The sequence below is a fragment of the Streptomyces sp. NBC_01506 genome (assembly GCF_045040295.1).
Lineage (GTDB): Bacteria > Actinomycetota > Actinomycetes > Streptomycetales > Streptomycetaceae > Streptomyces.
Window position 1 is genome coordinate 6,454,693 of the sequence record NZ_CP109422.1, and the last position, 23,067, is coordinate 6,477,759.

The 23,067-nt window shown below is 70.3% G+C and carries 42 protein-coding genes; all 42 read right to left on the reverse strand.

The genetic code is table 11. The features are described 5' to 3' along the window. Nucleotides 1-168: 168 nt before the first annotated feature. Complete coding sequence (locus tag OG329_RS28700; protein ID WP_405799271.1) at nt 169-579, reverse strand: hypothetical protein; 411 nt, start codon at nt 577-579, stop codon at nt 169-171. Between the two features lie 8 nt (nt 580-587). Beyond that, a complete protein-coding gene (locus OG329_RS28705) occupies nt 588-1,103 on the reverse strand; it encodes a hypothetical protein (protein ID WP_405799273.1) in 516 nt (171 codons plus the stop codon). Continuing rightward, nucleotides 1,103-1,513 carry a hypothetical protein gene (locus OG329_RS28710; RefSeq protein WP_405799274.1) on the reverse strand — a complete coding sequence of 137 codons (411 nt, stop codon included), beginning with the start codon at nt 1,511-1,513 and terminating at the stop codon, nt 1,103-1,105. The genes OG329_RS28705 and OG329_RS28710 overlap by 1 nt, the downstream gene beginning before the upstream one ends. Nucleotides 1,514-1,519: 6 nt before the next feature. Continuing rightward, on the reverse strand, nt 1,520-2,254 hold the full coding sequence (locus OG329_RS28715; RefSeq protein WP_405799275.1) for a hypothetical protein: 735 nt from the start codon (nt 2,252-2,254) through the stop codon (nt 1,520-1,522). Beyond that, nucleotides 2,254-2,697, reverse strand: coding sequence for a hypothetical protein (locus tag OG329_RS28720; RefSeq protein WP_405799276.1), 444 nt, complete (start codon nt 2,695-2,697; stop codon nt 2,254-2,256). Before OG329_RS28720 ends, OG329_RS28715 begins: the two co-directional genes overlap by 1 nt. A 14-nt stretch (nt 2,698-2,711) precedes the next feature. Beyond that, the gene (locus OG329_RS28725; RefSeq protein ID WP_405799278.1) at nt 2,712-3,299 is read right to left on the reverse strand and encodes a phage gp6-like head-tail connector protein; all 588 of its coding nucleotides are present in this window, start codon (nt 3,297-3,299) and stop codon (nt 2,712-2,714) included. A 3-nt stretch (nt 3,300-3,302) separates the two neighbouring features. Further along, a complete protein-coding gene (locus tag OG329_RS28730; protein WP_405799280.1) occupies nt 3,303-3,587 on the reverse strand; it encodes a hypothetical protein in 285 nt (94 codons plus the stop codon). An 11-nt stretch (nt 3,588-3,598) separates the two neighbouring features. Continuing rightward, nucleotides 3,599-4,003 (reverse strand): hypothetical protein, encoded by a 405-nt coding sequence (locus tag OG329_RS28735; RefSeq protein ID WP_405799282.1) that lies wholly within the window; start codon nt 4,001-4,003, stop codon nt 3,599-3,601. 74 nt (nt 4,004-4,077) lie between these two features. Continuing rightward, nucleotides 4,078-5,328: a phage major capsid protein gene (locus tag OG329_RS28740; RefSeq protein WP_405799283.1), complete on the reverse strand. Its 1,251-nt coding sequence runs from the start codon at nt 5,326-5,328 to the stop codon at nt 4,078-4,080. Between the two features lie 139 nt (nt 5,329-5,467). After that, on the reverse strand, nt 5,468-6,130 hold the full coding sequence (locus OG329_RS28745) for an HK97 family phage prohead protease (protein ID WP_405799285.1): 663 nt from the start codon (nt 6,128-6,130) through the stop codon (nt 5,468-5,470). An 11-nt stretch (nt 6,131-6,141) separates the two neighbouring features. Next, nucleotides 6,142-7,464: a phage portal protein gene (locus OG329_RS28750; protein WP_405799287.1), complete on the reverse strand. Its 1,323-nt coding sequence runs from the start codon at nt 7,462-7,464 to the stop codon at nt 6,142-6,144. Between the two features lie 13 nt (nt 7,465-7,477). After that, on the reverse strand, nt 7,478-9,049 hold the full coding sequence (locus OG329_RS28755) for a terminase (protein WP_405799289.1): 1,572 nt from the start codon (nt 9,047-9,049) through the stop codon (nt 7,478-7,480). Then, complete coding sequence (locus OG329_RS28760) at nt 9,012-9,545, reverse strand: helix-turn-helix domain-containing protein (protein ID WP_405799291.1); 534 nt, start codon at nt 9,543-9,545, stop codon at nt 9,012-9,014. Before OG329_RS28760 ends, OG329_RS28755 begins: the two co-directional genes overlap by 38 nt. Nucleotides 9,546-9,697: 152 nt before the next feature. Continuing rightward, on the reverse strand, nt 9,698-9,940 hold the full coding sequence (locus OG329_RS28765; protein WP_405799293.1) for a hypothetical protein: 243 nt from the start codon (nt 9,938-9,940) through the stop codon (nt 9,698-9,700). Continuing rightward, complete coding sequence (locus OG329_RS28770) at nt 9,928-10,197, reverse strand: hypothetical protein (protein ID WP_405799294.1); 270 nt, start codon at nt 10,195-10,197, stop codon at nt 9,928-9,930. Before OG329_RS28770 ends, OG329_RS28765 begins: the two co-directional genes overlap by 13 nt. Nucleotides 10,198-10,210: 13 nt before the next feature. Next, nucleotides 10,211-10,501 (reverse strand): HNH endonuclease, encoded by a 291-nt coding sequence (locus OG329_RS28775; RefSeq protein ID WP_405799295.1) that lies wholly within the window; start codon nt 10,499-10,501, stop codon nt 10,211-10,213. A 71-nt stretch (nt 10,502-10,572) separates the two neighbouring features. Next, nucleotides 10,573-10,836, reverse strand: coding sequence for a hypothetical protein (locus OG329_RS28780; protein WP_405799297.1), 264 nt, complete (start codon nt 10,834-10,836; stop codon nt 10,573-10,575). 116 nt (nt 10,837-10,952) lie between these two features. Continuing rightward, on the reverse strand, nt 10,953-11,681 hold the full coding sequence (locus OG329_RS28785) for a DNA-methyltransferase (protein ID WP_405799299.1): 729 nt from the start codon (nt 11,679-11,681) through the stop codon (nt 10,953-10,955). Nucleotides 11,682-11,841: 160 nt separating this feature from the next. Beyond that, nucleotides 11,842-12,045, reverse strand: coding sequence for a MerR family transcriptional regulator (locus OG329_RS28790; protein WP_405799300.1), 204 nt, complete (start codon nt 12,043-12,045; stop codon nt 11,842-11,844). Between the two features lie 124 nt (nt 12,046-12,169). Continuing rightward, nucleotides 12,170-12,343 carry a hypothetical protein gene (locus tag OG329_RS28795; RefSeq protein ID WP_405799302.1) on the reverse strand — a complete coding sequence of 58 codons (174 nt, stop codon included), beginning with the start codon at nt 12,341-12,343 and terminating at the stop codon, nt 12,170-12,172. Between the two features lie 221 nt (nt 12,344-12,564). Next, a complete protein-coding gene (locus OG329_RS28800; protein WP_405799303.1) occupies nt 12,565-13,203 on the reverse strand; it encodes a hypothetical protein in 639 nt (212 codons plus the stop codon). Further along, nucleotides 13,203-13,706 (reverse strand): hypothetical protein, encoded by a 504-nt coding sequence (locus tag OG329_RS28805; protein ID WP_405799304.1) that lies wholly within the window; start codon nt 13,704-13,706, stop codon nt 13,203-13,205. Before OG329_RS28805 ends, OG329_RS28800 begins: the two co-directional genes overlap by 1 nt. Then, nucleotides 13,703-14,131, reverse strand: a complete 429-nt coding sequence (locus OG329_RS28810; protein ID WP_405799306.1) for a hypothetical protein — start codon at nt 14,129-14,131, stop codon at nt 13,703-13,705. Before OG329_RS28810 ends, OG329_RS28805 begins: the two co-directional genes overlap by 4 nt. Then, on the reverse strand, nt 14,128-14,955 hold the full coding sequence (locus OG329_RS28815; protein WP_405799307.1) for a hypothetical protein: 828 nt from the start codon (nt 14,953-14,955) through the stop codon (nt 14,128-14,130). The genes OG329_RS28810 and OG329_RS28815 overlap by 4 nt, the downstream gene beginning before the upstream one ends. Continuing rightward, nucleotides 14,952-15,224, reverse strand: a complete 273-nt coding sequence (locus tag OG329_RS28820) for a hypothetical protein (RefSeq protein ID WP_405799309.1) — start codon at nt 15,222-15,224, stop codon at nt 14,952-14,954. Before OG329_RS28820 ends, OG329_RS28815 begins: the two co-directional genes overlap by 4 nt. After that, on the reverse strand, nt 15,221-15,496 hold the full coding sequence (locus OG329_RS28825; protein ID WP_405799311.1) for a hypothetical protein: 276 nt from the start codon (nt 15,494-15,496) through the stop codon (nt 15,221-15,223). Before OG329_RS28825 ends, OG329_RS28820 begins: the two co-directional genes overlap by 4 nt. Further along, on the reverse strand, nt 15,493-15,663 hold the full coding sequence (locus OG329_RS28830; protein ID WP_405799313.1) for a hypothetical protein: 171 nt from the start codon (nt 15,661-15,663) through the stop codon (nt 15,493-15,495). The genes OG329_RS28825 and OG329_RS28830 overlap by 4 nt, the downstream gene beginning before the upstream one ends. 113 nt (nt 15,664-15,776) lie before the next feature. Further along, nucleotides 15,777-16,010 carry a hypothetical protein gene (locus OG329_RS28835; protein WP_405799315.1) on the reverse strand — a complete coding sequence of 78 codons (234 nt, stop codon included), beginning with the start codon at nt 16,008-16,010 and terminating at the stop codon, nt 15,777-15,779. A 13-nt stretch (nt 16,011-16,023) separates the two neighbouring features. Further along, nucleotides 16,024-16,722 carry a hypothetical protein gene (locus tag OG329_RS28840; protein ID WP_405799316.1) on the reverse strand — a complete coding sequence of 233 codons (699 nt, stop codon included), beginning with the start codon at nt 16,720-16,722 and terminating at the stop codon, nt 16,024-16,026. Further along, on the reverse strand, nt 16,715-16,957 hold the full coding sequence (locus OG329_RS28845; RefSeq protein ID WP_405799318.1) for a hypothetical protein: 243 nt from the start codon (nt 16,955-16,957) through the stop codon (nt 16,715-16,717). Before OG329_RS28845 ends, OG329_RS28840 begins: the two co-directional genes overlap by 8 nt. A gap of 91 nt (nt 16,958-17,048) precedes the next feature. Next, entirely contained in the window at nt 17,049-17,348 is a 300-nt protein-coding gene (locus OG329_RS28850) for a hypothetical protein (protein ID WP_405799320.1), read from the reverse strand. Continuing rightward, a complete protein-coding gene (locus tag OG329_RS28855; protein ID WP_405799322.1) occupies nt 17,345-17,854 on the reverse strand; it encodes a hypothetical protein in 510 nt (169 codons plus the stop codon). Before OG329_RS28855 ends, OG329_RS28850 begins: the two co-directional genes overlap by 4 nt. Next, the gene (locus OG329_RS28860) at nt 17,851-18,174 is read right to left on the reverse strand and encodes a hypothetical protein (RefSeq protein WP_405799324.1); all 324 of its coding nucleotides are present in this window, start codon (nt 18,172-18,174) and stop codon (nt 17,851-17,853) included. Before OG329_RS28860 ends, OG329_RS28855 begins: the two co-directional genes overlap by 4 nt. Beyond that, a complete protein-coding gene (locus OG329_RS28865) occupies nt 18,158-19,144 on the reverse strand; it encodes a helix-turn-helix domain-containing protein (protein ID WP_405799326.1) in 987 nt (328 codons plus the stop codon). The genes OG329_RS28860 and OG329_RS28865 overlap by 17 nt, the downstream gene beginning before the upstream one ends. A gap of 72 nt (nt 19,145-19,216) precedes the next feature. Beyond that, entirely contained in the window at nt 19,217-19,660 is a 444-nt protein-coding gene (locus OG329_RS28870; protein WP_405799328.1) for a hypothetical protein, read from the reverse strand. Between the two features lie 199 nt (nt 19,661-19,859). Next, nucleotides 19,860-20,159: a hypothetical protein gene (locus tag OG329_RS28875; RefSeq protein WP_405799330.1), complete on the reverse strand. Its 300-nt coding sequence runs from the start codon at nt 20,157-20,159 to the stop codon at nt 19,860-19,862. Between the two features lie 4 nt (nt 20,160-20,163). Continuing rightward, nucleotides 20,164-20,484: a hypothetical protein gene (locus tag OG329_RS28880; protein WP_405799332.1), complete on the reverse strand. Its 321-nt coding sequence runs from the start codon at nt 20,482-20,484 to the stop codon at nt 20,164-20,166. Nucleotides 20,485-20,590: 106 nt separating this feature from the next. After that, nucleotides 20,591-20,713, reverse strand: coding sequence for a hypothetical protein (locus OG329_RS28885; protein ID WP_405799333.1), 123 nt, complete (start codon nt 20,711-20,713; stop codon nt 20,591-20,593). After that, nucleotides 20,710-21,480, reverse strand: a complete 771-nt coding sequence (locus tag OG329_RS28890; RefSeq protein ID WP_405799335.1) for a hypothetical protein — start codon at nt 21,478-21,480, stop codon at nt 20,710-20,712. Before OG329_RS28890 ends, OG329_RS28885 begins: the two co-directional genes overlap by 4 nt. Then, on the reverse strand, nt 21,477-21,890 hold the full coding sequence (locus OG329_RS28895) for a hypothetical protein (RefSeq protein WP_405799336.1): 414 nt from the start codon (nt 21,888-21,890) through the stop codon (nt 21,477-21,479). Before OG329_RS28895 ends, OG329_RS28890 begins: the two co-directional genes overlap by 4 nt. Next, nucleotides 21,887-22,342 (reverse strand): hypothetical protein, encoded by a 456-nt coding sequence (locus tag OG329_RS28900; protein WP_405799337.1) that lies wholly within the window; start codon nt 22,340-22,342, stop codon nt 21,887-21,889. The genes OG329_RS28895 and OG329_RS28900 overlap by 4 nt, the downstream gene beginning before the upstream one ends. 79 nt (nt 22,343-22,421) lie before the next feature. Next, nucleotides 22,422-22,751, reverse strand: a complete 330-nt coding sequence (locus OG329_RS28905) for a hypothetical protein (RefSeq protein WP_405799338.1) — start codon at nt 22,749-22,751, stop codon at nt 22,422-22,424. Nucleotides 22,752-23,067 lie beyond the last annotated feature (316 nt).

Sequence of the window (23,067 nt, forward strand, 5' to 3'; positions counted from 1 at the left end):
GATCACCTCCTGTGTCAGTTGTGCGTCACTTCAGCTTGGCGGCGGCCTCGTCGTTGGCCTTCTTGTACGCGTCGAGCCAGCTCAGGGCCGCGTCCGCCTGCTCAACGGTCATGAGGTCCCACTCCCAGGGGCGGATGCCGAGGAGGTGGGCGGCGTTGCCGAGCTGCCTCAGTCGGCGATCGGCAGTCCCGCTTTTCCCTCTTCGGCCGTGTCGTCGTACGCGTCCTCGAGGGCCTTGTCGATCCCGGCCAGGGCTGTGGCGAGCGCGTCGCCATGCTGGGTTTCCAGGACCTTCTCCCGCATCCGCTCGTACTCCTGGCGGGAGTAGTCCAGTGTCAGTTCGTCCCATGCGAAGTCGACGTCCTCGAAGCGCGTCTTGGGGTGCTCGCGCCGCAGGAACGTGAACAACAGGGCCCTGCGACAGAGCGAGTTGCCCTGGAGGACGGCGGTGGTGAAGTCGGTGAAGTTCTTGCCGGTGCGGCGCTCGATGTCCTCGCGCTCCACCGACATGAGCTTCTTCGGGTTGTAGCGCCACTTGGTGGGCTCGTCGGCGCCCTCGGGCTGGTAGATCAGGAACATCGCAGGTCCTATCCGGATGGGATGCGGGCAATGAGCCGGCGGGCCATGTCGTCCATGGCGTCCTTCACGGCCTGGCTGTACTCGTTCGCCCGGCCCTCGAAGGACCTGTCGAACCAGTTGCGTTTGCCGTCCTGGGTACGCCACGGCTCGCGGCCGTAGGAGAGGGTGCGCCACCCGCCGTTGCGGCGGTTGGTGCGCTTCGCGGCGTTGGGGAAGTGCCGCAGGCCGGGGGTCTTGAACGCCTTGATGCGGGCGCCGGTCCATCGGCCGCCGAGCTTGACCTCGGGGCGGATCTTCTTCGCGATGCCCGACCGCAGGCCGGGACCGGTGCCGGTGCCGGACGAACCCATGGCCATGATCGAGGACTTGGCCTCTGCGGCCGCGGGCTTCAGGACCTCGCGCATGTTGCGCGCCAGGTCCTTACGCAGCGCTTTGCCGTCGGCCTCGCGGCGGATCGCCTTGACGAGCGCGTCCAGGCCCTCGTGCGTACAGCTCAGTTGGAACGGCGGGCCGCTCCCGGTCATCAGGCGGTCGCGCGGGCCACGGCCCCCGACGTCGGGTAGCCCACGGACACCGACGCCTCGTCACCGACGGACCCCTCGATCGGGTTCCATCCGTTGATCAGAACGCTCCCGGAGTATTCCGGGTTGGAGGTCCCGACCGCGGCGTTGTCGAGGCGGACCTCGAAGGGTACGACCGTGCCCAGCAGCGGCCACATGATCGCGTCGATCTCCGAGGCGGCCACGTCCTGAAGGAACTCCAGGCCCAGCTCGCCGGACTTGAGACCGCCGAGGAGTTCCTTCCATCCGAGGCTGGCGTAGGTGGTGACGTCCTTGTCTTCCACCTCCACCGACACTTCGGCCTTGCGCGTGTACTCGGAGAGGTCGTTCCCGGCGAGGCTGACGTACTCGGCCAGCAGAACCATCTTCGGCATAGCGGATCACCTGATTCCCAGTGAGGCGGCGAACATGAACGAGGGGGTGGTGCCGGATACGGTCCAGGCGGCCCGGAAGTGCGTGTCCGTGATGGCGGCACCGTCGGTGCGCAGGATCTGCCCGCCCGCGGTGGTCGCCGCGTTGAAGGTCAGGCGGGTGGTCGGCGAGCCGAACGCGGGGTCCGCGTCGGACTCGATGCGGCCGGTGATGGCCGGCGTGCCTGTGCCCGCCAGGGACAGGACGTGCAGGGCGCCGTACAGGCGCCGGCCGGTTGCGAGCGGGCCGAGTTCCAGCGCGGTGCCGGATCCGTTCGCGGTGCGGGCCAGGCCCGGCGGGTGGGCGATCTGCCCGCGCACCACCGGCCAACTGGACTTGGCGGTGCCGGTCCATGGGGCGATCTCCCCGACGGCCTCACCGATCTGGTAGTCCGCGCTCAGGGCCTTGGTGAAGTACGCGAGCGCCCCGACGGTGGAGTCCTGCGGGCACACGGTCCACGGGCCGACGCCGCCGAGCTGCGCCCACGACGCATCGTCCACAAGGGACGGATCCCCTGCTTCCCATTGGCCCTCGGCGGAGATCTCGGCCGAGCCGAGGCCGCCGAGGAGTTCCGTCCAGCCGCCGGAACGGTAGTTGGTGGCGTCCTTGTCCTCCACCTCGGCCGAGAGTTCGATCTTGTTGGAGTGGCCGGACAGGTCGGCGCCCACGGCGAACAGGCGGCAGTTGAGCAGGATGTGGGCCATCACGAGCCTCCCTCTCCGATGACGCGGATGATCAGTTCGGCGCCGATGTACTGGGTCCCCTGGTGCTCGTACCAGCGGTATCCCTGCACGCGCTTCACGTGCAGGTCGTGGGCCAGGCCGCCGAGGGCGTACTCACCGGGGGCACCGCGCGCCGCTTCGATCGCCTGCTTGAGCGAGGCGGGGCCGGCGCCGGACAGCATCGCGTCGAGGATGCGCTGCGCCGCCCGGTCGTCGTTCAGCCCCACGAGGACGCGGGCGGTGATCTCGGCCTCGTCCAGGGATCGGCGCATCGCCCGGTCGAAGTCGACGGAGAACTCTCCGACGAAGAAGTGCGGGGCCGTCACCGAGTCCGGGGTGTACCCGGAGCAGGTCAACTTGGCGATCCCCTCGGGCAGGACGACCACACGTGCCGCCTCCGCGATGGCCTCACGAATGCCGGACATCTGCATGGCGTCTCCTATCCGAAACCGGGGAGCACGAAGTGCTCGATCAGCGCCCACACGTCGGGGTCGCGGCGCGAGAGCCGGACGACGCCCCACTCGGCCGAGCCGGTCACACCCTCGGGGCTGTCCTTGCGCTTGTAGAGGCGGGATGCCTGGATGAGCGTCGCCTCGGTGATCTCGGCCGGTACGGCGGGCCACCCCCAGCGCGCGGTCACGCGTGCGCGCGAGGCGCTGCCCCACGAAGAGGGACGGGCCAGCGCGGTGATGGGGCGCCCGCGGATCAGGGCGTTGTCCGGCGCGGTGTCGTAGTCGGAGAGGGAGGCCCACGAGCCGCCCAATCCGGTCTCTACGAGCACCGGGTCGGCGCCGATGTCATCGACCAGCAGCCGCACGGCGCCGTCTCGGCGGACCAGACGGCCCGAGATCCCGAAAGTGCGGGCCGTGGCCGTCTCGTCCCGGTAGAAGCGGCGGCCGGTCGCGGTGTCGATCCCACGCGACGCTGCCGCGAGGACGCCGTCGAGGAGTTCGTCGCGGGTGGTGTCGTCCACCTCGATGTTCATGCGCTGCTTCAGCGTGGCCCGGTCGGCGTACTCGTTGGCCACCGTTTACCCCTTGGCGGTGTCGGCCCCGGCCGGAGCGGGCTTCCGTCCCCGGCCCGCCCGCTTCGTCGCGGTCGGCGGCTCCGTGACTGCGGCGGCCGGCGGCTCGGTGACTTCCGAGTCGGGGGTGGTCGCGGTCTGCGTGGGCTGCTCGTCCGGGGCCTGTTCGGCGATGCCGGAGGCAACCAGATGGGTCGCTTCGCCGGTGGGAATGTCGGCGGTCTCGCCGACCTTGGGCCACCGCTGGCCGTTGCGGGTCCCGGACATCTGGACCTTCATGCGGATCTTCACGGGTGTCCTCTCTAGGGGCGGGTGACCGGCGCGTACCGGGGGGAGCTGAGGGCGATGTGGCAGCCGACGATGCCGCCGGTCGTGGCGCCGGAGGTGACGACGACCGCGCGCACGTAGCGGCGGGTCTCGCCGAAACCGACCTCGAAGACCGTGCTGTCGTTCGCGGCGACGACGGTCGGAGCGCTGCCCTGCAACAGCCCGGCGGCCACGGCTGTCCAGCCGGTGGAGCCGTCGGCGGAGTCCTGGAGTGCGACGGCGTGGGACCCGTCGGTGATCACACCGGTGGTCACGATGAGCATGCCGTCGCGCATGCCGCCGTTCGCGGTGCGGTCGACGGCCGTGCCGTTGACGGTGCCGTTCGTGAGCAGCGCCGGGGCCACTGCCACCTTGGTGATCGTCCTGTCGTACACAGACACGTGTCCCTCCTCAAGGACGCCCCGGGGTGCGGGCCGCAGTGAGGCGGCCCGCACCCCAGGGGCAAGGTGTGCGGTTAGCTGACCGCGCCGCCGGTGAAGGTCTTGATGGCGCCGGTCAGGTCGACCAGGGCGCCGTCCGCGCGCATCCTGGCCCGGAAGGTGATCATGTCCGCGCCGAACGCGAAGTCGTCGGAGCGCTCGAAGGCGATACCGCCCGCGAGGCGCACGTAGTACGCGGAGAAGTCACCGAAGAGGACCGACTCGGCGGCCACCGCGATGTCCGCGACGTTCGGGTCGATGAGGACGGGCTTGCCGAGGATGGTGTCCGGCTGGCCGACGATGAGCGACGGCTGCCAGATGTAAGCGCCTTCCGTCGTCTTGATCTTCCGGACGGACGCGGCGGTCTGGTCGTTCATCATCCAGTTGCACGCGGCGCTGCGCCGGTAGGGGGCGATGACCGAGTGGAACAGGTCGATCAGCAGGTCCCCGCCCTGGCCCGCCGTGGACTGGGTACCGAACCCGCCGCCGACCGCGGCCGGGCCGGTCTTGCCGGCCGACGCGTCCAGGACGATGCCGCGCGGCTGGCCCGAGCCGGTGCCGACGATGGCGTGCGCGCCGAACGCGTCACCGAGCGCACGGCCGGCGGACTTGGCGAGGTAGCCCTCCAGGTCCACGCCGGTGTCGTCCACCAGCTCACGCGGGACCTGGACCATGCGCCCGTACTTGTACGCCCCCAGCTCGACCAGGCCGAACGTCGGGTCGGCCTCGGTGAACGTGCTGCCCTGGGTCTGGATCGCGGCCGTGGTGTGCGCCGTGGTCTTCGGAATCTGAAGGGTCTCGCCGCCGGCGGTGTTGAGCATCGTCGCGCCGGACTGGAGGATCGCCGCCGACTCGGTCATGTGCTCAACGAGCTGCCCGTAGAACGACGTGGGCACGGTGTTGCCGCCCGCCGAACCGGTCGTGCTGCTCAGGTCACGCCGGTGGACCGGGGTCGCCGCGATCGCGAACGTCCGGGCGCTGGTGTCGCCGCGCAGGAACGCGCGCAGCTCGTCGGTGTCGACGCTGCCCGGCCCACCGCCCTGGCCGCGCGGCTCGCCGCGCAGCTTGGTCATGGCGTCCTCGGCGTCCTTCGCGCGCTGCTCGCCGTCGACAACCGCCTTGATACGGCTGTCGAGCGCGTCGAGTTCGGCGTTCAGGGTCTGCCACGACGACTCCTCCTCGCCGGAGAAGTTGCGGTTCTCGTCCGCCGCCGTGTCGGCCAGCGCCTTGGCCTGCTCCCAGACGCGCGCCCGGCGCTCCTGAAGGGCCTTCGTTACCTCGGACATCGTCCGGTCTCCTTGCTTCCTGGGTGATGGGGGTCCGAGGTGGCTGTCGGCCTGCCTCGCGCATGCGAAAGGCCCGCACAAAGGCGGGCCGGTGAAACGGGCGTTGGGGTGGCTGTCGGCCTGCCCCAGGGGTTGGGCGTTACGCGTGAGGGGACTCCCGCCGGGCGAGCAGCGCCATACGGGCCGCAGCGCCCAGGGTCTTGGGCTTCTCCGGTCCGGGCGGCCCGTCGGTGCGGACGAAGAACTTCCGCAGCTCGTCCTTCGCGGCCAGCGACCGGACCTCCTCGAACTCCGCGCCCATGCGCACCGCCAGGGACCGCAGACCGGCCGAACTGTCGGGGTAGGCGGGGACGTTGACCGGAGCGACGTCGACCAACTGCGCGGCGACGAGCGTGCGCTTGGGGAACCCCTGGTCGGTCATGCCCCAGTCGTCGGTGATCGTGCGGAACGCGAAGCTCGACTTGCGGACATCGCCGCGCGAGACGAGTTCCAGGATGTCGGACCGTGCCGCAGGCGGGTCGACGTCGTACATCAGCCCCGTGTCGTCCACGGACAGGCGCAGCGTGCCGCCGGCCACCGTACCGAGGAGCATGTTGTCGTCGTGGTTGTAGCGGGCGATGACGTCCGGCCAGCCGTCGCCGCGCGACTTGTTGAAGGCGCGGGAGTCGACTACCTCAACAAACCCGCCGAGGTTGGACGATTCACGGTTGAAGACGGCTGCATAGCCGTTGATGGTGCGCTGCTCGGTGGCTGCCCGCAGCTCGACGGGCACCGGCGTGTAGCGCCTCTCCAGATCGGCCACGGTCGGCCTCCTCACTGTATGGGAATGCTGGGTGATCCCTCGCGGGCGAGCAGCGCCATACGGGCCGTCGCTCCGAGAGTGGTTCGGGGCTCGGGCCCGGGGACGGGTGGAGCGGGGGGAGCGGGCGCCAGCTCGGCCTCGGATTCGGGGCCGCCGAGCATGGCCACGGGGAGGTAAACCTGCCCCTGCCCGTCCGGCAGTGGCGGAAGGTCCTCGATCGCACGGACTTCGTCGCGGTTGCGCCAGCCCTGCCCCAGCGCCATGCCGTAGGCCGTGTAGCGCGAGATGAGGTCGACACGGATCATGGCGTCCACGTTGAACTTCACGAACTCCTTGCCCGGCATCAGCGCGGACAGCTTGGCCTCCAGGCGGGCCAGCCACGGCCGGAGGGTGAAGCCGGTGAAGTTGATGGCGTTCTGCTCGACGTTGGCGTAGGTCATCGAGCCGCCGGAGTCGCCGCCGACCATCTCGGGCGGCACCCCGTAGATCGCCGCGATCTGCGAGGCGTTGAGCCGCATCGTCTCGATGAACTGAGATTCTTCGGGGTTCACCTTCAGTGCGTTGAAGTCCCAGTCGGCGCCGTAGACCAGCGGCTTGCGGGCCCGGACGCGGGCGGCCAGGCGGTCGCTGATCTCATCGGCCTCGTCCGCGTTCAGTGCCTTGCTGCTGTTCTTCATGGTCCACGGCGGTGTGCCGCCGTTGTCGAACCAGGACAGTCCGTACTCGGTGGCGGACAGGCCGATGCCGATCGTGCGGGCGAAGTCCTGCACCGGGGACAGGCCCACGACCTTGCCGGGCAGGACTACCCACGGGATGTGGACGATCTGTTCGCGCGGCACGACGTGGCCCTGCCAGTAGTAGACCGGCTGCGTCGGCCGCAGCTCGTCCACCCACACCTCATCAGGGTTCAGCCACTCGATCGAGGTCGGGTATCCGAAGTCGTCCCGCGCGGTGATCAGCCCGTAGGCGTTGCCGCGCAGCGCCATCGACATGACGCACTTGTGGATCCACTCGAACAGGTTGTCCCGGGCGGCCGGCTGGAACAGCAGCGAGGGGACGAACGTCAGGATCTCCCGCGAGGCCCCGTTCTTGCGGTAGGTCTGGATCGGCAGGGACGCGATCGAGTCCGCGAGGATCCGCACGCACGCGAACAGCGGGATCAGCGTCAGCGCACGGCGGGACGACACCGATCCGGTGCCCTGCCCGAACGCCGTCCACGGCACGGACGTGATCGCGCGCTTGCTCACGCTGGCCAGCCACCGGAACGGGGCCGCCAGCATCTGCCCTGCCCGGCGCCATCCACCGGCCGTCTCGGGGCCTCGAGTCGGGCTCACCACAGATCCCTCCTCACAGCACTGAATCCAGTACGTCGTAGTCGTCCATTGCGGCGGGTCCCTTGGTGAGAAGCGCCCAACGGGCGTGGGTCACCGCGACCAGGGGAGAGACATCGGTTAGGGAGCCCGTACGGTCCAGCACCCACGCGTCGCCCACCCGCCGAGTGCGGGCCCCGTTCACCGCGGCAGTGAGGGGCGTCTGGTCCAGGTGCACGGCCGTCCCCTGGTTCATGGCGTCGGCCCACTGACCGCAGGCCTCCACGCTGTCGTTGGTCCGCATGACAACCAGGTGTCCGCGGTGCGGCCGGTCCGTGTCCTCGGGGACGGTGATCCCTGCGGTGACGAGGCCGTCGATCAGCGACCCGGCCGGGGCGCCGCTGCTGGGCACCGCGATGACGAGCGGCTTCCACAACCGGGCTAGGCGCACGACGGCGGGGATGACCCAGTCCGTTCCGGGCCGCCGGTCGACGACCTCCAGGTGCACTCGCCCGTCGTCCCGCACGGAGGCGACGCCGATGGACGCGGAGGCGCGGTCCTTCGACACGTCGATGGCGAACGCCACCCGCGGCCCGGTCCTCGACTCCTTGTCAACGAGCCCCGGCCACTTGCCCTTGGGGACGTTCGGGTCGGCCGGCGGCTCGGCCTTGCGGGTCCGGTTGAGATAGGCCCGGTCGAACTCGCCCGGGTGCATGGTCTCCAACTCGGCCTGGATCGTTTCCTCAGTGACCGTGTAGCCGAGTGCCGGCAGCGTGGCCCGCCAGGTCGCCGGGTCCGCTCGGTCCATGTCCTCGGGGGCGAACCACTCGAAGTACGCGGCGCGCCCGTGCACCCCTGTACGCCACAGCTCCTCGATGAGCGCGCGCCCCGCAGCACGCTTCTTGTTCAGGAACACCGACTTCTCCGTGCCGCCGGCGGACGCCCACCAGAGCTGTCCCATCGGACGGGTCAGCATCGCCGGGGAGAACGCCTGCTCCAGCCGGTCGTCCTCGTGGGCAAACGCCTCGTCAATGACACCGAGGTCCAGCGGCGGGCCGTGCCCGGCCTTCTCCGTGTTGGACGTGATGCCGATCCGCGAACGGGTCGCGCGGCTGATGATCGCCTCGTGGCCGTTGGCCTTGCGGATGACGAACCGGCGCGCGATCCGGGAGGCCTCGATCGTCGCCCAGAACTCATCCTCCCACCGTTCACGGGCCATGCTCCGGGTCTGCGCGGCGTAGACGATCCGCTGTCGCTTGAAGGCCTGGGCACGGTGGACCTTGACGGCGAGGATGCTGCCGGTCTTGCCCTGCTGCCGCGGAACGCTGAGTCCGACGTTGCGGTACGCGAACACCTTGGTCGCCGGGTTGATCTCCAGCGAGACGTCCCAGACGTAGCGCTGCCACGGCATCGGCGTGTAGCCCAGTCGCTCCATCACGATGGCGACCTTGTGCCCGAGCGTCGGGAACTCCGGGCGCCGCGGTGTCCCCCACAGCGGCGGGCAGGTGAGCCCGTACAGCTCGCGGCACTGTTCGGCGAACTCGGGCGGCGGGCGCCACGAGGGCTCGCCGTCAGTCTGGAGAGGCCAGGTCTCCAAGGTCGTCGTCATCGTCCGGCTCCTCCGGCGCGAGCGAGCGCAGCTCGGCCAGGACCGCGCGCAGCTCCTTGGCTAGCGAGTGCAGGGCGAACGCGTCGGGGGCGTCGATCTGCTGCGCGAGGCGGACCGCGACCGCGGCCAGCGTCGGCGCCGTCGCGTCGAGCTGTTCGAGGTCGCCCAGGGCGGCGATGTCGTCCAACACTCGGGCCCGTACGAGGCCCAGGGCGAACAGGTCGGGCTCCACGTCCTGGTTGTCGTCGGCGCTGGGGGGCAGCAGCCGGGAAGCACGGACGTCGAGCGCGGCGGCAATCGCCACCAGGTCGTCCACGTCCACCCGACGGGTGCCGGCCTCCACCTTGCCGACGACCGACGCGCTCATGGGCCGGCCGCAGTTGGTGACCCGGGCGGCGAGGGTGCGCTGGTCCCACGTCCGCTGACGTCGCAGCTCGGCCACCACAGTCGCCAAGTGCTCGCCGACGAGGCCCAGTTGCAGGGTGCGCGACGCCATCCGGGCACCTCCCGCCGGTTACAGGGCGCACGCGCCCGCCATCATGGCGGCCCCTCATCGGGCCGGGGAGAGAAAAATAAAAGCTGGGCGCGGGGCTGAGAAGATGATCTCCCCAAAAACGGAGGGAGTTCCGGGCTCGGATCGGGACGTGATCATGCCTCTGATCTGCGAGGCAGTGCCTCATCTAGTCCGTTGATCGCGAGGGTGTTGAGGTCGTGTGCCTTGCGTGTCGGGCCGAGGCCGAGTCGGCGCAGGGCCTGCCAGTCGGTGGTGTGCACGCACGGGCCGTCGATCGTGTCGAGGGCGATGCGTGCGGCTTCGCGCAGCGACTCCAGCTCCGTGGCGGTGAGGCGGACCACGTGGTGTGTGACGTGCTCGGTGTTCAGCTCCGGCATCGCTGGCTCCTATCGGTTTCGGCCTGGGCGATGAGCGCGGCGTGCTGCTGGACGTCGGCGAGGGCGGGCTGCGCGGTCATGTCGGCCTTGGGGATCCAGCCGGTGTTGAGTCCGCAGTTGCACACGGCGAGGACCAGGCCGGTGGCCTCGGTCTCGCGCCAGCGCGCGCCCTCGCTGTCGGGACGGCTGTTGAGGGTGCGTACCTGTACGAACCAGGTGACCTTGTGTTCGAGGGTCCACGGCTCGGTCTCGGGCATGGCGTTCCGTGGGTCAGGGGCTGGCGTACCAGTCGCGTGAGGTGGCGAGTTGGGTGACGGCGGCCAGGGACTTGTCGGCCTTCTCGTTGTTGCACTTGCGCCCGCAGGTGGGGCAGCCCTTGACACCGTGGATGGGGGCGAGGTTGTCGGGGTCGGCCTTGGCGCCGCCGCGTGCCACGGGCTGGATGTGGTCGACGGCGTCAGCCTGACCGTGGGCGCAGACGATGCAGGTGTCGGACTCGGCGAGGACGCGGGCCCTGGCCTTGCGGTAGTCGTAGCTGGTGAGGTCGGTACGGTCGGCCACGCTCACCTCCGGGCGTGCGAAGGCCCGGCCGCGTGGTGGCGCGCGGGCCGGGCCTGCGTGGGGCTGGTGAGTCAGGGGCGGCGGCGGAACAGGCAGATGAGCGCGACGCGTTCGCCAGTCAATGCCTTGCCTTCCGAGGCCGCCATGTTCGACAGCATCCACCCGTTGGACTCGACTGCCTGTATCTGGCCGGCCATGCCGGTCATGGGCGCGGTGGCTTTGCTGTTGGTGTTGGCCTCGATGAACTTGTAGACGAGGACGTAGTCGCCGTTGTCGAATGCCTGGCGTGCGCGTTTGCCGGCCTCTTGAGCCTTGGCGTCGTTGATGAAGCCCATGCTGTCCCCCCAAGGACGTTGCGTGATGAGGGGGACATCTTCCGCCATGTCCGGTGTGCGTGTGGCGGGATTGAGAAGGTCCCCGATTGGCGTTGGGGTGCTGGGCGAAGGTGACGCTATGGCTGAGATGCGGTGAGCCGAGTTCGGATGATGCCTGCGTTGCGCGCCGACGCCTCGATGCCGATGAATGCCCGGCCTTCGGCGAGGGCGGCGGCCCCGGTCGTGCCGGATCCGGCGAACGGGTCCAACACAGTGCCGCCGGGCGGAACGATGCGTACGAGCTGGCGCATCACGTCGAGTGGCTTCTGGGTGATGTGTAGCCGTGCGTCGCCGCGGGGCTGGCTGCCGGTGAAGTGGCCGGGCAGGTAGACGGGTTCGTTGCCGGGGATCATTGCGCCGACGCTGCCCCAGACGATGAACTCGCAGTCCTGCTTGGGTTTGCCGGGTTGGGGGCGGGCGATCGGCTTGTGCCAGACGGCGATACCGCGCCAGGTGAACCCGGCGGCCTGGAGTGCGTCGGTGGTGGCGGGGAGCTGGCGCCAGTCGGTGAAGACGAGCGCGGCGCCGCCGGGCCGTACGAGGCGGTAGGACTCGGCGAGGATGAGTGCGAGCCAGGCTGTGTAGCTGCGTTGGTCACGGTTGTCGCCGGTGACGTCGCCCAGGTCGTGGCCGTGGTTGCGTCCGTCGTCGCTCAGGTACTTCTGGCGTGCCGTACGGGTGGTGCGTTCAGTCATGGTGCGCCCGCCGCTGTTGTACGGGGGGTCGCAGATGACCGCGTCGACAGGTCCAGTGAGGTTGGGGAGGATGGTGAGGGCGTCTCCATGGTGAAGGGTCCAGGCGGACATAGCGCCTCCGGGGTCGCGTGCGCCAGGCAAGCGAGTTGTGTGCCGTCCTTCTCTTCCAAGACTGGAAATGGCGAAGGCCCTGACCGACGGTCAAGGCTTGGTGTCCGTATGTCTGGACATGCTTGTTGTGCTCAAATCGTGGCGCACGGCTCGGCGCACGTCAAGCGGCGGTTGTGGCGCGCTGCCCGGCTCGGTTGGGCTTGGGTGCGCGGCGGGCGTTCTCGACGTCCTCGAGGCGGTACAGCGGGCGCTTGGGGGTGCCGCCGCTGGGGGTGAGGATGCCGCGCCGTACCCAGTCGCGGATGGTGGCCGGCCGGACGCCGCAGTTGAGCGCGGCCAGGGCGGTGGTGAGTCGTGCGGTCATGCGGCCATGATCTCGCAGAACGGCCCCGCCGCGCGAGGTGCGCGGCGGGGCCGGGGTCCGAGCAGCAGCCAGCAACGTGGACGCGGGCAGCGTACTGGCCGGGTCTGACAACCCAATGGCGGGTTCAGTCTTCCCAGGACATCTCGGGGACGGCAGGGAGGCCGGCGGCCTCTCGGCGTGCCATCTCCGCGCGCACCAGGTCGGACGACTCGGGGCTGAGGCCGGGGAAGGTCTGGCCGAGGAGCGTGTCGCGATGGGCGTCGGGCTCCGCGTCGTCTCCGATGTAGGACTCGCTCATCGTGGTGATCCTTTCGGTCGGTGCTGTGCGGACCTGGGTTCTATGTAAGGGCCGTGGTGGTGATGGGGCAGCCGATTGCCCGTTTTCGTTACCGGTGGTGCTGGTGGGTTTGGATGCTCAGTGGTCGTTCCAGTGGGACGGCGGGTACCAGCCGCCGTGCTGCGGGCAGTAGTCGAGAGTGGGCTGCTCGAAGGTGAGCAGGGCCCGGATGAGTTGGCGGATCATGCGGCCTTCGCCTCCTCTCCGGACCGGTCTCCAGGGCTCTCCACACTGCTCTCCGGGCGCTCTCCACTCTCCTGACCTGCGTCTCCGTCCGGAGATCGGGTGGTCTCCCTGGTGGGGGAGAGGAGAGGCGCCAAGTCCTTAAGGCGGATGCCGGAGCGGCCTTCGACGTCGCCGACGCGGATGGTCCGCTCGACGGGGATCTTCAGCTCTCGGAGGGCGCTGCGGAGCGCCTGGTCGTCGTGCGTGGCCATGCCGTCCAGATCGCGCATCGCGGGGTAGAGCTCGGCGAGGTGGATGCCGGGGCGGTCGCCGATCCGTTCGGCGATCCAGCGGGCGATGGACTGCTGGGGTGTGTCTGCGGGGGTGGGCGTCTTGGCGGCCGGGGTGGGCTTCTCGGCGGGCGCGTTTTTGGCCGTACGCCAGGCGGTGACGAGCCAGCCGAGGACAACGGCCCACAGGATGCCGGGGGTTCGGCCGATGGTCTGCCAGAGGATCCAGGCGGTGGCGGCAAGGACCGCGGTACGGAGGACGGTGGACTTGGTCTCGCGCTTCTCCTTCACCCAGCCGGTGAGGTTGGCGATGTTGAGACGGTGGCCGGTGACGAGGCGCCGTGTGGCGCGCTGGAGCGGGGTCATCAGATCACCCCGAGGACGCTGTCGCCCGCGCTGTTGACGAGGGGGATGAGGGCGAGGGCGATGCTTCCGGCGATGCCGGAGGACATGCCGAGGGTGCAGCCACAGACGGAGCCGAACCCGAGGGGCTTCCTGGACGGGTCCTTGATCTTCTTCCAGAGCGCGGCGAGCGCGACGAACGCCACGACGGTCAGCAAGGCGCCGCCGCCGGTGAGTTGCGGGATGCCGGCGGTGCCGAGAGTCTGGGCGTTGGTGCCGGTGGCTCCGGTGACGACCTTGTCGCCTGCGGTGTTGGAGAGGCCGCGGATCCATCCGGCGACGGTTCCGAGGATCCCGCCGGCGCACGAGGCGGCGAGGATGCCGAGGGCGATGCCGGAGCCGAACGGGGCGAGGCTGCGCCAGTCCTTGGTCTTGCCGGCCCTCTGGGAGTGCCACCAGCGGAGCAGGTACCAGACGAGGACGGAGAGGCCGACGGCGAGACCGCCCACGGTCAGGGGCGTAGTCATCGGGTGACTCCAGTCATGAGGTACAGCACGGCGTCGAGGAAGGGCAGGGCCAGGAGGGTGCCGAGGATCGCGGCGGACAGCAGAACCCGGTAGACCCAGCCGTCGCGGGTGTGGTCGAGGTACGCGGTGATGGCGAGGACGGCGACGTCGATGGTCCAGGCGCCGCTTAGGTGACCGTCCTTGACGATCTCGTGGAGGGCGGTGCCGGTGGTGGTGGCGAGGCTGTAGCCGTCGAACACGGGCGCGAGCGCGGCCCCGAGCGCGGTCAGGTTGCGCACCGGTCGGAGGCTCGCGAGGAAACCGGGTTTGTGCTCGGCGGCGGTCTCGGAGGTGACCACGATGATCGTGGGCTCGGCGGGCGCCTGGTGGACCCCGGCGTTGGGCGGGTAGTTCGGCGGCGGCGGGATGATGCGCGGGTCGCTCATGACCGGCTCCCGTCGACCACGTGACGGCGAAGGTCGGTGGCGTCCCGGCGGGAGAGGTTGAGCCCGTCCATGAGGGCGGCGATGGTCACGGGGCGACCGGTGTCGCTGACCGCTTCACGGTTGAGCTTCCGGGCCTGTTTGCGCAGTTCAGCAGGTGTGATGGTGACCGGCACCGTGACCACCTGGCGGAGATCCGCAGCGGGCACGGAGACGGTCACCGCGGTCTCCGGGCGAAGGCGGCCCGAGGTAGCCGCGATCGGCCACTCGAGGGGTTTCCAGCCGGTCTCGATCGCGGGCCGGGTGACCACCTGCTCGGGCCGGGTGTCGACCCGTTCGATGGTCATCTCGGTGGTATCGCGTACGGACACGATGGGCAGGAGGTCGACCCCGGTGGGTACCACCTCGAGGCGGTGCGAGGTGACCACCGGATCGCTGCGTCGCTCGCTTGTCGTGTCGAACTCGACACGACTGGCCTCGACCTCCGTTGCCGTCTGGGCAACGGAGGGTTCTTCGCTGAGCCGGTGGACACGCCACAGCACGAGCGGGGCGATCGCGGACACGGCGACGATCAGCGGCCAGTCGACGGGCAGGAGCCCGGATGCGACGAGGTGCGACGCCGCGTTCACCGCGATCAGCGCAATCACGGCCAGCGGGACATCGCGCTTCGAGCGGAGCGCCTTGATGGCGTAGATGTCGAGCGCGGCCGGGACGCCGGCGGCGACGTACTTCCCGAACCCGCACGCGCGGGCCAGCTCGTACTCGGCGGAAGCGAGGACGACGAGGACGGCCACCAGGGCGCCCCAGAGCAGCGGGTCGCGCTTCACTGGCCAGCCCCGTCCCTCGGGGCACCCCACGCGCGGTATCCGGTCGGGGGGTGTTCGGCCAGGCGCTCACGCAGGTATTCGGTGGTCCACTCGATGCCGAGCGGGTAGCCGTCCAGGACGTTGCGCAGTGCGATCACGGTGTGCATCACGCGGTCGGCGAGCACCTTCGCGTGAGCCTCACCATCGCCCACCGTCGCGGGGTGCGGGATGTCGAGCGCTTCGAGGGCTGCGGTAAGCAGGTCATGGGTCGGCTCGGGGATCGCGTTCACAGCGCGCCCCCTGCGGCGCGGCGGACGATGAGCGCGTACTCGCCGCGGCTGATCTCCCAGTCGACGGCCGGAGCGTGCCGGCGGACCTCCTGGTCGAGGTTGAGCGCGGGGACGCCGTAGCCGTGGCGGGTGGTGACCTCGTTGAGGATCAGGGCGAGCCGGTCGGCCTCGGTGAGGATGCGGTAGTGCGGGCCGGTGGCGAGCTGGTCGGCGAGAGCGAGCAGAATCTCGCGGACGTCGTCGGCGGCCGTGACGGTGGGCGGGGTGTTCACCGCTTCACCGCCAGGGTGATGCTTCCGGTGACGCCGGCCGGGGTGGCGCGAACGGTGGTGGTGCGGCCGTCGCGGCGGGTGATCGTACCGACGGCGATCAGACGTCGGTCGGGCGGGGGCGCGGTGGGGTGTGACTCGCGTGTTGCTGTAGCAATACGATTCGGCATAGCCGAGTCCTCCTGGTGAGATCAGGGGTTCTTCGGTCAGGGAGTCGGGCGACGCGCGCGCCCCTCCGGTGTTCCAGCACCGGGGGGAGCTGTCGGCTGGCTCCCGTTCTGCGTTATGGGGTTGTGGTGGAGCCCGTTCCAGCGGGTCCGTTCTTCTTGATCGCCTGGTCAACGGTGGTCCAGCCCTTACCGAGGTCCTTCGCGACCTTGTAGACGCTGCCGAGTTCGGCGACGCCCTCGGCGAGGGCTGCCGCCCTGCGTTTGGCGGCCTCGCTGGTGAGGGTGGCGAGCTGTTCCAGCAGCTCGTCTTCCTCTCGTACGCGGTCCCGCCAGGGTTTCGCTTCCATCCCCCGAACCGTATCACTGGGGGGCAGTGATAGTCCAGCCTCGGGCGGCACCGGCCGCTGCCTTCTCGTCCGCGTCCATCAGGACCTTCAGCCCCGCCCACGTGGCCGGCGGGTAGGTACTCGAACACCAGGCGCACGTCACGACCTTGGCACCCTCGTACAGCCGCAGGACCGCGCCGCACAGCGCGCCGTCGCCGACATCCGCCGGGCACGGTCCCAACGTCGTTCCCCGGTCGGCTGGTTCGCCGGGCCTGATGATCGAGGACAGCGACCGGGTCAGCTCGCGGATGTCCGCAGCGAAGGCGCCGGCGTCCGGCCAGGAGACCGAGACCCAGGGCATGTGCCCGATCAGGGCGGCGACTCCTGACGTGACCCTGGCTTCGATGGCGAGAGGGCTTCGCGATGGCGGCGAGTGGCGCCTGGCCTGCCGGATGATGCCGAGCCAGCTCTCGACCACGCCGACGATGCCGCCGGGCCCGCGCAGATCGAGGATGTCCAGCACGACGGGCAGCGGGGCACAGACCGGCGCAGCGCCGCGCCCCGGCCCACCGGTGACCGCAGGAGCGAGAAAGAGCGCCAGGCCCTCGTACAGGACCGGCAGCGCCTCGAGCCGTACGACGGTGTCCTTGGTGCAGCCGACGCACAGATAGCCGCTGTCGCCCGCTCGGTGGCACAGGAGACAGCGCGCGGGTGTGACGAGGGGTTCAGCCATCGTGTGCTCCGTGGTGCTCGAGTGATGCGGCGTCAATGGCGGCTTGGGTGATGGCTGCCGCGTCCTGGACGGCGGTGGCGACATGCACGCTGTGCGGCCGGGCGGCGCGCTCGGCCGCGCGGGCCTCGGCGCGGCGGACGCGGCGGGCCTCACCGATGACGAGGACCGTGAGAACGATCCCGGAGGCGAGGATCACCAGCACCGGTGTGGCACCGGCGAACCGTTCAGCGGTCATCGGCGGCGCCATTCGATCAGATGGTGGGCCAGCGGCAGGCTGGTGGCCGAGATGACCACAGCGATGAACGCGAGCGCGTCCAGCAACGCGGTCACTGCTCCACACCGTGCCGGGCGGCAGTGCACAGCAGCCCGGTGCACGGCTCGGCGTGGTACCTGATGTCGCCGTCAGGGTTCTGCTGCTCGGTGTAGGCGTCGGGGTCGAGGCCGGTGCCGTCGCAGCGTTCACAGTCCGGATCGCCGCCCTGCGGCAGAACTACCTCGGGAGTCAGCGAATCCGGATCTGGGCCGGGCTGGCAGGGGACGAGGTTGGAGTGGGCGTTCTTGCCGTATCCGCACAGGTATCCGGTAGGGCCGTAGGCGAGCGGGTCGGGCATGGTCTGGTCGGTCATGTCAGCTCTTTCGTGGCGGCGGCGCGCCAGCGGGTGACGGTGCGTGGGGTGACGTTGAAAATGCGGCCAATCTCCGTAGCGGGGAGTCCGAGGCCAGTGAGGGCCAGGCCGGCGGCCGTGCGTTCCTTGCGGGTCATGCCGGGAAGCGCGCGGCGTTCCTGCACCGCCGCAGCGACGACGAACGGATCAGGCAGCGCCCGTTCTTGGAGCGGGTCGCCGTGGCGGTAGGTGCGTCCGCGGTGGAGGCTGCACAGCGTTCTGTGCCGTACGGCGTCGCTGCGGCAGCCGGGGATGCGGCAGCGACGCGGGCCGGGCCACTCGATGTGGCTGCGGTGGTATCCGGCGAGCAGGGCCTCCACCGACTCGGCCCCGGTGCAGATACCGAACTGAGGGTCATCGAGCACCATGACCCGGCCGCCGGGGAACTCGACACCGTCGAAGACCTGGCCGCTGTGGTGGAGGCGGAACGGCTTGGCGAACAGCGACTCATCGGGCGCGGCCGTCATGCTGCCGTCCCCCGCCACGGGGCGGGCCGCACGCTCGTACGGCGGCGCTGCCCCCCGCTGCCGCTGCGCTTGGGCGGCGGGTTCGTGCACGTGGCGTGATGGGGCATCGCCTGCCACTCGCCGGCCTTCAGCTCGGGCCGGTCGGTGGTCAGGGCGCGGACGTACAGGACGTCGTCCGGGCCTCGTGAGACGGCGAGATTGCCTGCGGAGTTCGGCTCGGCGTCGACCGGCTGGCGGCGGCCGTTGGCGGTGGTGAGCGCCCAGCAGATGGGGGCGGGGCACCGTCGGCAGGTGGTCACGTGGCTACTGGGCGGTCTCACGGGCGTCTCCTTCGAGGCCGTGGTCGATGAGGTACGGGGAGGTCAGCAGGAGGCCGTACAGGGCGATGGCCTCTGTGCGGCCCAGCTCGGCGATGGCCTGGCGGATCTCGTCCGGCGTGGCGTCGCGGCGCAGCGCGGCACGTTCCTCGGGGCTGACCGCAGCGGCCGTACGCACAGCGAGCAGTAACGGCCTCTGGCCGCCGCCGGTTTGTGGCCTGGCGTGGGCACCGGGCGGCGTCGGCAGGGCGTGCAGCGTCGGCGGGTCCTGCTCGGGGGCGTCCGGCTGTTCGGAGGGAGGAACCGTTCCCTCGTCCGCGCGCGCCCCCACGGCCTGTGGCTGAGGTGAAAGGCCAGCGGCGTCTTCGTCAGGGAGTGGGTCTCTACCGTAGGTAGAGGGGATATGGTCCACCCCCGCCACGGACGCTTTCCGGACCGCGTCCATGGACGTCTTCCGGGGGCGTCCACGGACGCGATCCGGGGTGTCATCTGGGGGTTTGGAACCCCCGCCACGGACGTCTTCCGGAACTCCCGCCACGGACGCTTTCTGGACCGCGTCCGTGGACGCCTTCCGGGCTTCCGCTTCGCGCTTCTTCTTCGCCGCGTGCGCGCGGCGCTGCCGGGTGTCGGTGATCAGGTGCATGTGTGCCGCCCAGTCGGGGCTCTCCATCGGGAGCAGCAACTGGTAGACGGCCGACTGGTTCGGACGCCGCCGACGGACCAGTACGCCGACGTGCATCAGCACATTCACGGCGGCCGTGACCGTGTCGACGCTGCATCCCGCCAGGCGGGCCAGAGTCTCGCGCGAGGGGAAGGCGTTGCCGCCGTCGGCGTCGGCGAACGTGGCCAGCCAGACGCCGACGGCGGTGACGCGGGGCAGGTCTGTGATGTCCGACCGCAGGACCTCGGCGCGCAGCATGTTCGTCCAGCCGTTGCGCACGGACTGGACGCGGTCGCTCTCGCTGCTGCTCACGGGCTCTCTTTCTCACGGTGGTGCAGAGGAGGAAGACGTGCCGGGGCCGCGGCGTGCGCGCCCCGGCGGAGGTCACTCCCGGAGCAGGCGCGTCATGACCGGCTTGGGCACGGTCAGTTGGAGGCGCGCGGTTTCGTAGCGCTCGCGCGGCCCCTGGCTCTCGCGGCGCAGCCACCCGCGATGGAGCAGCGCCGTCAGAGCGATGACGACCTGGGCGTCCAGGAGCGCGGTTTCGGTGGTGAGACCGGCGAGGTACGGCTGGTCGTCGGCTGCGATGACGCCGGTCGTCCAGTCCCCGTGCGTCGAGAGCGTGAGCGCGACCAGGCGGTGGTGGCGGTGCATACCCGAGGTGCGGATCAGCCGCTCGTACAGGAAGCGGAACGGCGGCTCGCCGTCACTGCGTACGTGCGGGGTGATCAGGTGCCGACCGGCGTCGACGTCGGCGAGTGAGGGCCGGGGACGCGGTCGCGAGCGGGCCATGTCTGCCGGGCTCGGCCTACGGGCGGTGGTGGTCACGGGGGTTGCTCCTGACTGTCGTTGGGCGGAAGGAGGTTGAGGTAGGAGCCGGAGGGCCAGCCGGGGCCGGGCGGCGGCTCGGGCCTGTCGGCCACAGCGGAGGGTGTGTGCTTCGAGCAGCGCCAGCCGCACGGGTAGAGGCGGGCGTAGCGCAGGCCGTGCGGCATCCCGAGGGATCCGCACGGCCTGATTGATCCGCTCATGCACTGGCCGCCGGTGTTCCGCAGGCCCGGCAGACCGGCGCGCCCTCGGGAGCGACGTCGTGCCGGGTCTGCATGTGGCCGCACGCCGTGCTGTGGCACGCCAGCCACAGCACGTTGTCCGGCGCCTTGTCGGGCGGCAGCTCGTCAACAACCCAGCGGGGCCGGGGCCGACGGCCGCGGTACGCCCGCGTGAGCCCGTGGGCCAGGGCGAGGACGGCGAGCACGACGGCCACCGACCAGGCCAGGAGTCCGGCGGTGAACACGGCCAGCAGCGCGAGCGCCGGAGCGCTCGTCATCAGGTCACCCACGACCGGCCTCCAAATCCGGTGGGAGGCGCAGCTCGGCGAGCGCGACGCCGTACGCGGCATGCAGACCGGAGCACCAGATACGGTCCGGCTCGGGCGACCCGTACACACCGGCCCGCACCCAGCCCGTCAGCGCCGAGTCGGACTCGTCCACCGTGTCCGCGACGACGCCGCACCGCTCGACCGGGCAGTCACCGGGCGAGTCGATGATCCGACCCGGCAACGGCATGCCGTGGTCGCCGCCGTTCCAGTTGTCCACCGAACTCGCCGCCGCACGACGCTTTTTGGGCTGCGGCACCTTGAAACCGGCGGCCATCAGAACGGCTCCTCGCCGTTCATCTCGACGTCGGCCTCCCGCTCGTCGGCGCTCATCCCCTCTTCCCGGTGGACATCGTGATCGTCGTACTCATGGGCGTGGTCAGTCATGAGACAGTCCCTCGGCGGTGGCGGGCGGTACGGGTGACGCGGCGCTCGGCCACGGCGCCGGCGGCGATGAGCGCGCCGATGACCAGACCGAGCACGATGAGGCACACCTGGGGGATCACTGCTCGGCGTCCGGGCCGTACGCCGTGGCGACCTCAAGCGGCGTCACGGCGTAGCCGGTGGGGAGCTCGTCGCCGCCATCGATGGCGGCGACGAGCTCCCACGGGTCCAAGGGCTCGGAGTCGTCGCCGATCCAGTCGTGCACGAGCGTCACGTGCGCCGCGTACTCCGAGCTGACTGCGGCCTCGCAGTGCGCGCGGGCCGCCTCGGGTGTCGTGTACCAGCCGAGCGGGATCGCGTCGCCCTGGTAGCCCGCCCGGTAGACGACCAGCGGAGTGACCGGGGCCTGGGCGGGGGTGTCCCCGTCCTCGTACCCGGCGACCGTCCACCGCCCGGCGTCCCACACCACCGACCATCCACGGCGGTCAGTCAGGGTGCCGTCGAGGTCCACGCCGACCGGCATTCCGGCCGTGTGCGCGGCGTTGAGGGCGTCGGCGATAGCCACCCAGTACGACCGCTCGGTACGCGGCACGAACGCCTCGGCCCGCCGGTAGACGACCGACGGAGTGACCGCAGCCCCGTGCGGGGTGGTCTTCTCCGTCGTGTCCTCGGCCATGCGGCGCAGGCGCTCGGCGCCGTACATCAGGCCGCGTTCATGCTCGCTGTGCTTGCCGTAAATCGGCGTGCCGATCTCAGCGAGGAAGTCGGCGGCTGCGGTCAGGTTCTCGGCGCGGATCGCGGCGAGCGCCTGGTGCAGGTCTGTCCACGTTCCGAGGGGAGCCGTCTGGGCCCGGCCGTACGTGTCGAGCAGATCGTCGCGGGTGCTCACGCGGCATCACCACCAGCGGGCGCCGTCTCGGCTGCCTGGGCGGCGTCCCACTGCTCCTGGGTCAGCAGACGCACCCCGCGCAGTCCGACGTCGACTCCGTCGACCTTGACCTGGCCGGAGTAGTGCGCGGAGCCCACCCACTGCGGGTACTCCTCAGTGGTCCTCGGCTTGAGCCTGCGACTCAGCTCGATCCCGAGCAGGGCGGCCCACTTGTCCATCTCAACGGCGCCCGATGTCGGGTCGTCCAGTTGCAGCGAGCCGCTGTCCCCGTACGTCGAGGCGGTCAGACGGGCCGATGCGAGGGCCGGGTGCTTCTCAAGGAGCTGGCGGCCCACCTGGCCCACGCGGAACGCCGTGGCCTCCATGGTCTGGATCTCGGCGAGGTGGGCGGTGATCTCGGGGTTCGTCATGCCGACACCTGACCGGCGGCCTGGGCGAGGGTCTGGATGGAGAACGTGGCGCCAGCCGGGATCGTGTCGGCCGGGGCCGGCACCTCCCCGGCGTGCGTGAGCGGCAGGTCCTCGGTCTGGGTCCACGCGTGCACCGGGATGCCCTCGATGTACGTGGTCGCCTCGGTCAACGAGGTGTTGTAGGTCCGCCTGTTCGGCGAGGTGATGACCTCGTCCAGGCCGAGCGCCGACGCGAACGCCTGTACGGCGCCGGGGTCCTGAAAGTAGTGGAGGCTGATGCCGTACACGCCGCGGTGCTCGGTCAGGGCAATGGAGACCGGCATCACGGACAGGCGGCTGATCACGGCCTCCGTCGCAGCGAGCGTGTGCATCAGCGCGTCACGCACCAGCGGTTGCGGGTAGGGCACCGAGGTCGCGGCCTCGGGCGCCAGGGGGTCGGTAGGGTTGTTCACGGTTCCTCGATCTCTGAGTCGGGTGAGGGGCCGAGGGGGCTGCCATGGACCAGGCCCGGTCCGGGCGGCCCCGTGTGTGTCAGGCGGCAGTCGTCGTGCCGGACTCGTAGGTGGCCAGCTCGTCGGCAATGGCCTTCCGCTTGGCTTCCTTCACGGCCTGGCCCTTGCGCCGGCGGGCCTGCACGCTCTTGAAGGCGAGTTCGGTGTAGTGCACCTTGCGGAGCGATTCGGCGACTTGGGCGATCTGGGTCTCCGTCGCGGTGGGGTGCAGCGCGCGGGCCTGATCGATGAAGCGGGTGTGGTGCGAGGCCTTACGGGCGGCTGCGGTACGGCTCGCCCTGTCGGGGGTGTTGACCCAGCTCCGGTGGGCGGCCAGGCGCATCTGCATCGACCGCTCGCTGGTGTTCATGGGGGGCGTCCTTCCGATGAGTGTCCATGCCCATGGGCGTGGACATTGGCTCAAAAAAGAGAGCGCCCTGGTGAACCCCAAGGGTGTCGGCGATGAGCCGGGCGATCTCGGGTTCCACTGTGGTCCGCTCTCCGCAGAGCATTGCGGAGACCTTGCTCTTGGAGAGCCCCACGTGATCGCCTAGCTCCTTCCCGCTGATGACCCGTCCGGCAGGAGCCCATTGCATGAGCTTTCTGAGGAGTTCGGGGTCGGTCAGTTGGAGCCTGCCAGGCGTCATTGGTTCCTCCGGTGAGCTGTCCACGATCGTGGACGGCCT

Coding starts and splice junctions, on each gene's coding strand:
- OG329_RS28700 (WP_405799271.1), bottom strand. CDS start 579: ATGTTCCTGATCTACCAGCCCGAGGGCGCCGACGAGCCCACCAAGTGG.
- OG329_RS28705 (WP_405799273.1), bottom strand. CDS start 1,103: ATGACCGGGAGCGGCCCGCCGTTCCAACTGAGCTGTACGCACGAGGGC.
- OG329_RS28710 (WP_405799274.1), bottom strand. CDS start 1,513: ATGCCGAAGATGGTTCTGCTGGCCGAGTACGTCAGCCTCGCCGGGAAC.
- OG329_RS28715 (WP_405799275.1), bottom strand. CDS start 2,254: ATGGCCCACATCCTGCTCAACTGCCGCCTGTTCGCCGTGGGCGCCGAC.
- OG329_RS28720 (WP_405799276.1), bottom strand. CDS start 2,697: ATGTCCGGCATTCGTGAGGCCATCGCGGAGGCGGCACGTGTGGTCGTC.
- OG329_RS28740 (WP_405799283.1), bottom strand. CDS start 5,328: ATGTCCGAGGTAACGAAGGCCCTTCAGGAGCGCCGGGCGCGCGTCTGG.
- OG329_RS28755 (WP_405799289.1), bottom strand. CDS start 9,049: ATGACGACGACCTTGGAGACCTGGCCTCTCCAGACTGACGGCGAGCCC.
- OG329_RS28760 (WP_405799291.1), bottom strand. CDS start 9,545: ATGGCGTCGCGCACCCTGCAACTGGGCCTCGTCGGCGAGCACTTGGCG.
- OG329_RS28765 (WP_405799293.1), bottom strand. CDS start 9,940: ATGCCGGAGCTGAACACCGAGCACGTCACACACCACGTGGTCCGCCTC.
- OG329_RS28770 (WP_405799294.1), bottom strand. CDS start 10,197: ATGCCCGAGACCGAGCCGTGGACCCTCGAACACAAGGTCACCTGGTTC.
- OG329_RS28780 (WP_405799297.1), bottom strand. CDS start 10,836: ATGGGCTTCATCAACGACGCCAAGGCTCAAGAGGCCGGCAAACGCGCA.
- OG329_RS28785 (WP_405799299.1), bottom strand. CDS start 11,681: ATGTCCGCCTGGACCCTTCACCATGGAGACGCCCTCACCATCCTCCCC.
- OG329_RS28790 (WP_405799300.1), bottom strand. CDS start 12,045: ATGACCGCACGACTCACCACCGCCCTGGCCGCGCTCAACTGCGGCGTC.
- OG329_RS28795 (WP_405799302.1), bottom strand. CDS start 12,343: ATGAGCGAGTCCTACATCGGAGACGACGCGGAGCCCGACGCCCATCGC.
- OG329_RS28800 (WP_405799303.1), bottom strand. CDS start 13,203: ATGACCCCGCTCCAGCGCGCCACACGGCGCCTCGTCACCGGCCACCGT.
- OG329_RS28805 (WP_405799304.1), bottom strand. CDS start 13,706: ATGACTACGCCCCTGACCGTGGGCGGTCTCGCCGTCGGCCTCTCCGTC.
- OG329_RS28810 (WP_405799306.1), bottom strand. CDS start 14,131: ATGAGCGACCCGCGCATCATCCCGCCGCCGCCGAACTACCCGCCCAAC.
- OG329_RS28830 (WP_405799313.1), bottom strand. CDS start 15,663: ATGCCGAATCGTATTGCTACAGCAACACGCGAGTCACACCCCACCGCG.
- OG329_RS28835 (WP_405799315.1), bottom strand. CDS start 16,010: ATGGAAGCGAAACCCTGGCGGGACCGCGTACGAGAGGAAGACGAGCTG.
- OG329_RS28840 (WP_405799316.1), bottom strand. CDS start 16,722: ATGGCTGAACCCCTCGTCACACCCGCGCGCTGTCTCCTGTGCCACCGA.
- OG329_RS28845 (WP_405799318.1), bottom strand. CDS start 16,957: ATGACCGCTGAACGGTTCGCCGGTGCCACACCGGTGCTGGTGATCCTC.
- OG329_RS28850 (WP_405799320.1), bottom strand. CDS start 17,348: ATGACCGACCAGACCATGCCCGACCCGCTCGCCTACGGCCCTACCGGA.
- OG329_RS28855 (WP_405799322.1), bottom strand. CDS start 17,854: ATGACGGCCGCGCCCGATGAGTCGCTGTTCGCCAAGCCGTTCCGCCTC.
- OG329_RS28875 (WP_405799330.1), bottom strand. CDS start 20,159: ATGACGAGCGCTCCGGCGCTCGCGCTGCTGGCCGTGTTCACCGCCGGA.
- OG329_RS28880 (WP_405799332.1), bottom strand. CDS start 20,484: ATGGCCGCCGGTTTCAAGGTGCCGCAGCCCAAAAAGCGTCGTGCGGCG.
- OG329_RS28895 (WP_405799336.1), bottom strand. CDS start 21,890: ATGACGAACCCCGAGATCACCGCCCACCTCGCCGAGATCCAGACCATG.
- OG329_RS28905 (WP_405799338.1), bottom strand. CDS start 22,751: ATGAACACCAGCGAGCGGTCGATGCAGATGCGCCTGGCCGCCCACCGG.